Raw genomic sequence first — 7,011 nt, 5'->3', positions numbered from 1 at the left:
ACAAAATCAAAATATCCTGGTGTATCTAATAAATTAATCTTTGTGTCTTCCCAAACAATCGGTACAACTGTAGTACTAATTGAAAATTTTCGTTTTATCTCTTCTTTATCATAGTCACTAATCGTATTGCCATCTTCTACCCTTCCTTGGCGACCTATCATTTTCATTGTATATGCCATCGCTTCAACTAAAGTAGTTTTACCACAGCCCCCGTGACCTAATAACACAACATTTCTAATCTTGTCTGAAGTATAAATGTCCATAATATGTTACCTCCCTATACTCAAATGTTCTTGCTGCTGTATAGCAAAAACATTATTAGTCTATGTGAATATTGTACTAAATATATCTGTGTATTACAACCTTTTCTTGCAAATTAACCAAACAATTTCTTGTATTCCTTCAAATATTTTGTAAGTTACATGCATATTTTCAACTTGTAGAACATAGTCATAATAGTTATCTATTTACCGCGTTAAAGTTTAACGCTTTAAAGCATTGACATTGGCAATTTTATGTTGTAGAATAACAACAGCGAATTTAACAAAAAGACGTCCGTATTAAAAATACTATCAGAGAATGGAGATTATATATGATTATTGTAATGAAACCAAATGCTTCTGAAGCATCAATCAAAAACCTATTAGATATCATCGCAGTTAGCGGTTTAGAAGCTCACTTATCTGCCGGAAGAGAAGTTACTATTATTGGTGTTATCGGTGATAAATCAAAATTATTAGAACAAAATCTCGAAATCGCACCAGATGTAGAGAAAATTGTTCCTGTTACCGAAACATATAAATTAGCAAACAAGAAATTCCACCCAGAACCTACTATCGTTAATGTCGGTAATGTTGCTATTGGTGGCAAAGACCTTGTTATTATGTCTGGTCCATGTGCAGTTGAAAGTCATGATCAAGTTCTTGAAACAGCAATCGCAATTAAAAAAGCTGGCGCGCAGATTCTTCGTGGTGGTGCTTACAAACCAAGAACTTCCCCTTACGCTTTCCAAGGTCTTGAAGAAGATGGTCTTCGTTATATGAAGGAAGCACGTGAAGCAACTGGTCTTCCTGTTATCTGTGAGGTAACAAGTCTTGAAGCTATCGAAGTTGCTGTAAAATATGTTGATATGCTTCAAATTGGCGCACGTAACATGCAAAACTTCTACTTACTAAAAGAAGCCGGTAAGACAGGTATTCCAATCTTGTTAAAACGTGGTCTTTCTGCTACAATTGATGAATGGTTAAATGCATCTGAATACATTATGGCAGAGGGTAATAAAGATGTTGTATTATGCGAGCGTGGCATTCGTACATTCGAAACTTCTACTCGTAACACACTAGACATTAGTGCAGTTCCTGTTATAAAAGAAAAGAGCCATTTACCAATTATCGTTGACCCAAGTCATGCAACTGGAGTAAGAAACTATGTAAAACCTCTTGCCAAATCTGCTATTGCAGTTGGTGCGGATGGTCTTATGATTGAAACACATCCAAACCCAGCTACTGCTGTATCCGATGGCCCTCAATCACTTACATTCCCTCAATTCGAGGAGCTATGCGAAGAGCTTAGACCATTTGCAGCTCTTATGGGCAAAACATTATAAACATTTGGAGGATTACGTATGGAAGACGTTACTGCTGGCTTTATAGGCTTTGGCTTAATTGGAGGATCCATTGCTAGAGCTATGAAGCTTCGACTTACTAACACACATATTATAGCTTTTAACTATTATCAGGATCGACCAAATACGAACCTTGAAATGGCACTTGAAGACGGAACCATTGATCTTATATCAACTGATTTAGCAAAAGATTTTTGCCAATGCGATATCATCTTCCTTTGCTGTCCAGTATTAACTAATATACAGTACTTAAAAGAATTAAAAAGCATTATCAAACCAACTTGTATTATCACGGATGTTGGTAGCGTGAAAGGTAATATTCATACCGCCGTTCAGGAACTTAATATGAATCCTTACTTTATCGGCGGACATCCAATGGCTGGTTCTGAGAAAACAGGATATGCTCACTCAAGTGCTGTTATACTTGAAAATGCTTACTATGTTCTAACACCTTCAGAACAAGTGGAGCAAAGCAAAATTGATTTTCTATACAATTTAGTAAAAACAATTGGTTCTCTCCCATTAATCATTGATGCTGATGAACACGATGATGTTGTTGCTGCAATTAGTCATGTACCACATTTGATTGCTTCAAGTTTAGTTAATATGGTTAAACAAAGTGATGACCCCGATGAGAAGATGCGCCTTCTAGCTGCTGGTGGTTTTAAAGATATCACTAGAATTGCTTCCTCTTCTCCTATCATGTGGCAAAATATCTGTTTAACTAACACAAAAAGTATTCAAAAGTTTCTTGAGCGATACATAGCAACTCTTACGGATTTTGATAAAGCTCTTTCTGATTGTGATGAAACTGCATTATATGATTTCTTTGAGACAGCAAGGGAATACCGCGACAATATTCCTACGAAAAAAGTTGGTATGTTAAAACAAGTTTATGAAGTATATCTTGATATCTTCGATGAAACAGGTGCGATTGCAACTATCGCCACTATTTTAGCTAGTAATAATATTAGTATAAAGAATATCGGCATTATTCACAATCGTGAGTTCGAAGAAGGCGTACTACGCATCGAATTTTATGATGAAGAAGCGTCACTTGCTGCCGTTACACTACTTGAAAAATATCGTTATAACATATATAAACGTAAATAACTATATCAGATTTCAAATCAGTAAAAGCTTTTGCAAATCGAAAACCTCTTTGGTGCTCGTATTTGCAAAAGCTTTTACTTTTTATTCTTCTTCTGGATTTTGCATCTCAATAAGCTGTTCACTTGTAATCTGTTCATTCGTTGTCAAATAAGATAACGCACGTTGATGATTCTGTAAATGCATTTTCGTGTATGCACCACCAAATTCTCCATCAATCGTCCAAGAAATTTCTTCCTCACATGTAATATCCAAACTAGATGCATGGAAAGAGTATATGAATTTATCCTCAAGATCTCTTATCAATAATGCATTTACAATATGTTGTAGTTCTACGATATTCTTAGGTTGTTTAATTAGCGTAACTTCAAATTCTCCATCATCTAATCCTACATCTTTCCCTGTAATACCTTTGAATCCCCCAACAGAATTTGCATTCGTTACCATTCCATAGATTAGCTCATCTTCAATAACCGTATCATCATACTCCACTCTTACATGATAGGATTTTACTGTAGGCAAACTCATAATTCCACCTAATATATAGGCGGCTCTACCAAATAAATTCTTTGTTGTTTGTGGCGTCTCATAAGAAACGTTTGTAAATACTCCAAATCCTGCAACATACGTAAAATACCGATCATTCAAAGAGCCTATATCATAAGCAAATGGTTCTCCGCTCACAACCGCCTCTGCTGCTTTCACCATATTCTTTGGTATCTCCATACTTGATGCAAAGTCATTCGTCGTCCCAGCAGGTAGATATCCAATTACAGGAGGGTTTGGGCATCCCATCAATCCCGAAGTCACTTCATTCAAAGTTCCATCTCCCCCCGAACAAACAACGATATCATAGTCTGCACCTTTTTCAGATGCCAGATTCCTCGCATCATCTCGTTCTTTAGTAGAATAGATTGTTACTTCATAATCCGCTCGAACAAACGTCTCCACAATATCCGACAATGAACTTTTAATTTTCCCTTTTCCAGCTTGTGGATTATATATAAATAACATTTTTTTCAAACGCATTCTCCCCCTTCCTATTCAAATATACTCGTTACTAATCATTTGTATTAATAAACATGGCATCTCCAAAACTAAAGAAACGATATTTTTCTTTTACTGCCGTATCATACGCATGCATAATATGCTCTTTTCCTGCCAATGCACTAACTAACATTAATAATGTTGATTCTGGCAAATGGAAGTTTGTAATTAATGCATCTAATACTTTAAATTTATACCCTGGATATATAAAAATCTCTGTATTTCCACTACTTGCTTTTACCATACCATTTTCATCAGAGGCAGATTCAATTGTACGGCAGCTTGTTGTTCCAACACAAATCACTCGATTTCCTTGTTTCTTTGCTTCGTTAATCTTCTTTGCTTCCTCTGGCTCTACTTGGTAGAATTCAGAATGCATATGATGGTTTAGAACATCATCTACTTTAACTGGGCGAAACGTTCCGAGCCCAACATGCAATGTAACATTAGCAACAACGACTCCCATCTCTTCAATTTGCTGCAACAATTCTTTCGTAAAATGCAATCCTGCTGTAGGCGCTGCTGCTGAACCTTCATATTTTGCATATACTGTTTGATATCGATTCTTGTCCTCTAATTGATGTGTAATATATGGAGGTAATGGCATCTGTCCTAACTGATCCAGAATTTCTTCAAAAATTCCTTCATAGTGAAATTGAATCAATCGATTCCCTTCCTCTAATACTTCTACAATTTCGCCAATTAGTAACCCATTACCAAATACAACTCTGCTACCTACTCTTGCTTTTTTCCCTGGTTTAACAAGTGTTTCCCATATATCATTTTCTTTTCTTTTGAGTAATAACAATTCTATCTTAGCACCAGTATCTTCTTTCTCGCCAATTAGACGAGCCGGAATTACTTTCGTATTATTAATAACTAAGCAATCTCCTTTTCTTAGATACTGTGTGATATTATGAAATACTTGATGTTCAATATCTCCCGTTTCTTTATTCAATACCAAAAGCCTTGAACTCGAACGATCCTCTAACGGATCTTGCGCAATCAATTCTTCTGGTAGATAAAAATCAAAATCTTTTGTCTTCATATTACTATCTCCATTCCTAACTGGACTTTTTCCATAAGCTACATTATAAGCCTTCTATCCTAAAAAATCCAGTAGGTTTTACAGAAGTTATAAACTTACTCTCTTATCTAGCATCCATGCAGTAGCTAGATATGCAATTCCTGCAATCGCTCCATAGTACATCGTGAATAGAATTCTTGCTTTTTCTTCGTCAAACAGTATATTCCCAAACACCATTCCTGCTACTTCATTTACTGCATAAAACATAACTATAAATAGTAAAACACTTATGATTCCTTGACCTCTTTTATTTGACAAAAATGTTGCGCTTAATGTAATTGATACATACGCTAACATCAGTACACAAATTCCTATTATTAACACTGCCATCAAAAGACTAAACAAATATCTAACATTTATATCAATACTCACAAAATCACGTAATATTGAAGTTATTGCCTCAATTGCATTTGAGAAACGTTTAAATCGAACCATCGCTACTGTTCCATCTGCTACATAGATACCGAAGAAACAAAGACCATATATAATAATTTGAAGACCACTCGCTAAGAGCTTTGCCCCAATTATCTTATAGCTGCTATTCGGTGTCATAAACAACATATAGCTGTTCTTTGTTTTCATATCCTGCGAAAATGTTACCACACTTTCAAGATAGAGATAAAACATTGATATAAATGTCACCATAATTAACCATACGCTTGCCGATTGTAATGAGTCACCATCTGCAAAAACCTGCCAAAACCAGAACAATTCAATTAACGCCACAATACCAAATATTACAAACTTTGATGTTCTCTGTTTTCTTAATTCATACTTAATTAAATTCCACATACTATTCTCTACTCCCCTCTATGCATATATGCTCTTATATAAATCAACAATTGAACTGTTCTTCTCTTCACGAAGTTGCTCTGCCTCTCCTTGCATGGCAACTCTTCCAGTCTTAATAAAGATAGCATAGTCAATTATCTTTTCTAACTCATCAACTAAATGGCTTGATATAATAAGACTTGCATCATCACTAGCATTCTCAAGAATCGTTTCGATAATTCTGTCACGTGCTATGATATCGATACCATTCAATGGCTCATCTAGCATATACAAATCAGCCTTACGTGACAATGTTGCTGCTATCTTTAATTTTGCTGCCAAACCCGAAGAAAGGGTCTTTGCCTTATCCTTTTGGTTTAGTTCCATACGATCAATCAAGTAATTATATCGTTGCATATCAAAATCAGCAAAGAAATCTTGATAGTATTTTCCTACATCTTGAATACTCATATAGCTATAGTAAAATGGTTCCGTTGGCATATATGCAACCCTTGACTTTGAATGTACACCTATAGGCTCTCCCTCAAACAGAATAGATCCACTTGTAGGTTTAATCAATCCTGCCACCATCTTCATCCAGGTAGTTTTTCCACTACCATTAGGACCTAACAGGGCATACACTCTGCCTTTCTCAATTTCAAGACTAATATCATCCACTGCTATTTTTGATAAATATTTTTTCTGAACATTTTTACAATCTATTAACATGCTCTTTACCTATCCTTTCTTTTTCCTTAATATTGTTGTTCAATCAAACGAAGTACATCTTCCTTCGTGAATCCAATATCTCTCATACTTTCAACAAATTGTGTCATCGCAGTCTTCGCCATCTCTTCTTTAATCGTAATTAATATCTCTTTATTCTCTGTTACATATGTTCCCAGCCCTCTCTTTGTAAAACATATTCCCTCAAGTTCCAATTCTTTATAGATACGGCTTACCGTATTCGGATTAATCTGATATGCAAGCGCAAGCTCCCTAGTTGACAGCATCTTCTCCCCCAATTGAAGTTTTCCTTGTATCAAATCCATCTTTATCTGGCGAATTACTTGAAGATAAATCGGTACTGTATTATCAAAAATCATTCTGCTCCTCCTTTCCAATTATTTTTGGCATTTGCGAAACTCAATTTTAGTTTTAATGATTAATTCGTATTATTCATACTGTAGCACATTAGGTTCACTAGTGTTTTAGTTCTATAGCTAGATAGTACACTCATATTCTGAAAATGTCAATAAAAATTTACATAATACGCCTAGTATTTTTCCTGTAATAATAGTAAAATGAGTGTATTATGAAGATAGGTTTACATTTCCAATTCAAGTAACACAAAAGCTAAACCTGTTATCCA

8 protein-coding genes are annotated in these 7,011 nt (G+C 35.2%); 2 read left to right on the top strand and 6 right to left on the bottom strand.

What is annotated here, in order from left to right; genetic code table 11:
• The coding region (locus RMR19_RS17440) for a GTP-binding protein (protein ID WP_310604780.1) at positions 1 to 263 on the bottom strand (263 nt) is incomplete at its 3' end.
• Between the two features lie 329 nt (positions 264 to 592).
• Between RMR19_RS17440 and aroF the strand changes: the two genes are divergently transcribed.
• Positions 593 to 1,606: a 3-deoxy-7-phosphoheptulonate synthase gene (gene aroF, locus RMR19_RS17435; RefSeq protein WP_310604779.1), complete on the top strand. Its 1,014-nt coding sequence runs from the start codon at positions 593 to 595 to the stop codon at positions 1,604 to 1,606.
• 18 nt (positions 1,607 to 1,624) lie between these two features.
• Positions 1,625 to 2,737 (top strand): prephenate dehydrogenase, encoded by a 1,113-nt coding sequence (locus tag RMR19_RS17430; RefSeq protein ID WP_310604778.1) that lies wholly within the window; start codon positions 1,625 to 1,627, stop codon positions 2,735 to 2,737.
• An 81-nt stretch (positions 2,738 to 2,818) separates the two neighbouring features.
• On the opposite strand, the gene RMR19_RS17425 is transcribed toward RMR19_RS17430, so the two are convergent.
• The 5 genes from RMR19_RS17425 to RMR19_RS17405 all read right to left on the bottom strand — a co-directional run bounded on the left by RMR19_RS17425 (position 2,819) and on the right by RMR19_RS17405 (position 6,745).
• Entirely contained in the window at positions 2,819 to 3,763 is a 945-nt protein-coding gene (locus tag RMR19_RS17425) for a diacylglycerol/lipid kinase family protein (protein WP_310604777.1), read from the bottom strand.
• A 31-nt stretch (positions 3,764 to 3,794) separates the two neighbouring features.
• The gene (gene queA / locus RMR19_RS17420; RefSeq protein ID WP_310604776.1) at positions 3,795 to 4,829 is read right to left on the bottom strand and encodes a tRNA preQ1(34) S-adenosylmethionine ribosyltransferase-isomerase QueA; all 1,035 of its coding nucleotides are present in this window, start codon (positions 4,827 to 4,829) and stop codon (positions 3,795 to 3,797) included.
• An 87-nt stretch (positions 4,830 to 4,916) separates the two neighbouring features.
• Entirely contained in the window at positions 4,917 to 5,660 is a 744-nt protein-coding gene (locus RMR19_RS17415; RefSeq protein WP_310604775.1) for a hypothetical protein, read from the bottom strand.
• A gap of 18 nt (positions 5,661 to 5,678) precedes the next feature.
• On the bottom strand, positions 5,679 to 6,368 hold the full coding sequence (locus RMR19_RS17410; protein ID WP_310604774.1) for an ABC transporter ATP-binding protein: 690 nt from the start codon (positions 6,366 to 6,368) through the stop codon (positions 5,679 to 5,681).
• 26 nt (positions 6,369 to 6,394) lie between these two features.
• Complete coding sequence (locus RMR19_RS17405) at positions 6,395 to 6,745, bottom strand: GntR family transcriptional regulator (RefSeq protein ID WP_310604773.1); 351 nt, start codon at positions 6,743 to 6,745, stop codon at positions 6,395 to 6,397.
• Positions 6,746 to 7,011 lie beyond the last annotated feature (266 nt).

This window comes from Anaerosporobacter sp. (genome assembly GCF_031551385.1).
In the GTDB taxonomy this organism is placed as follows: Bacteria; Bacillota; Clostridia; order Lachnospirales; family Lachnospiraceae; genus Anaerosporobacter.
Note: the sequence above shows the minus strand (reverse complement) of the source record. Positions and strands in the feature narration are given on the sequence as shown.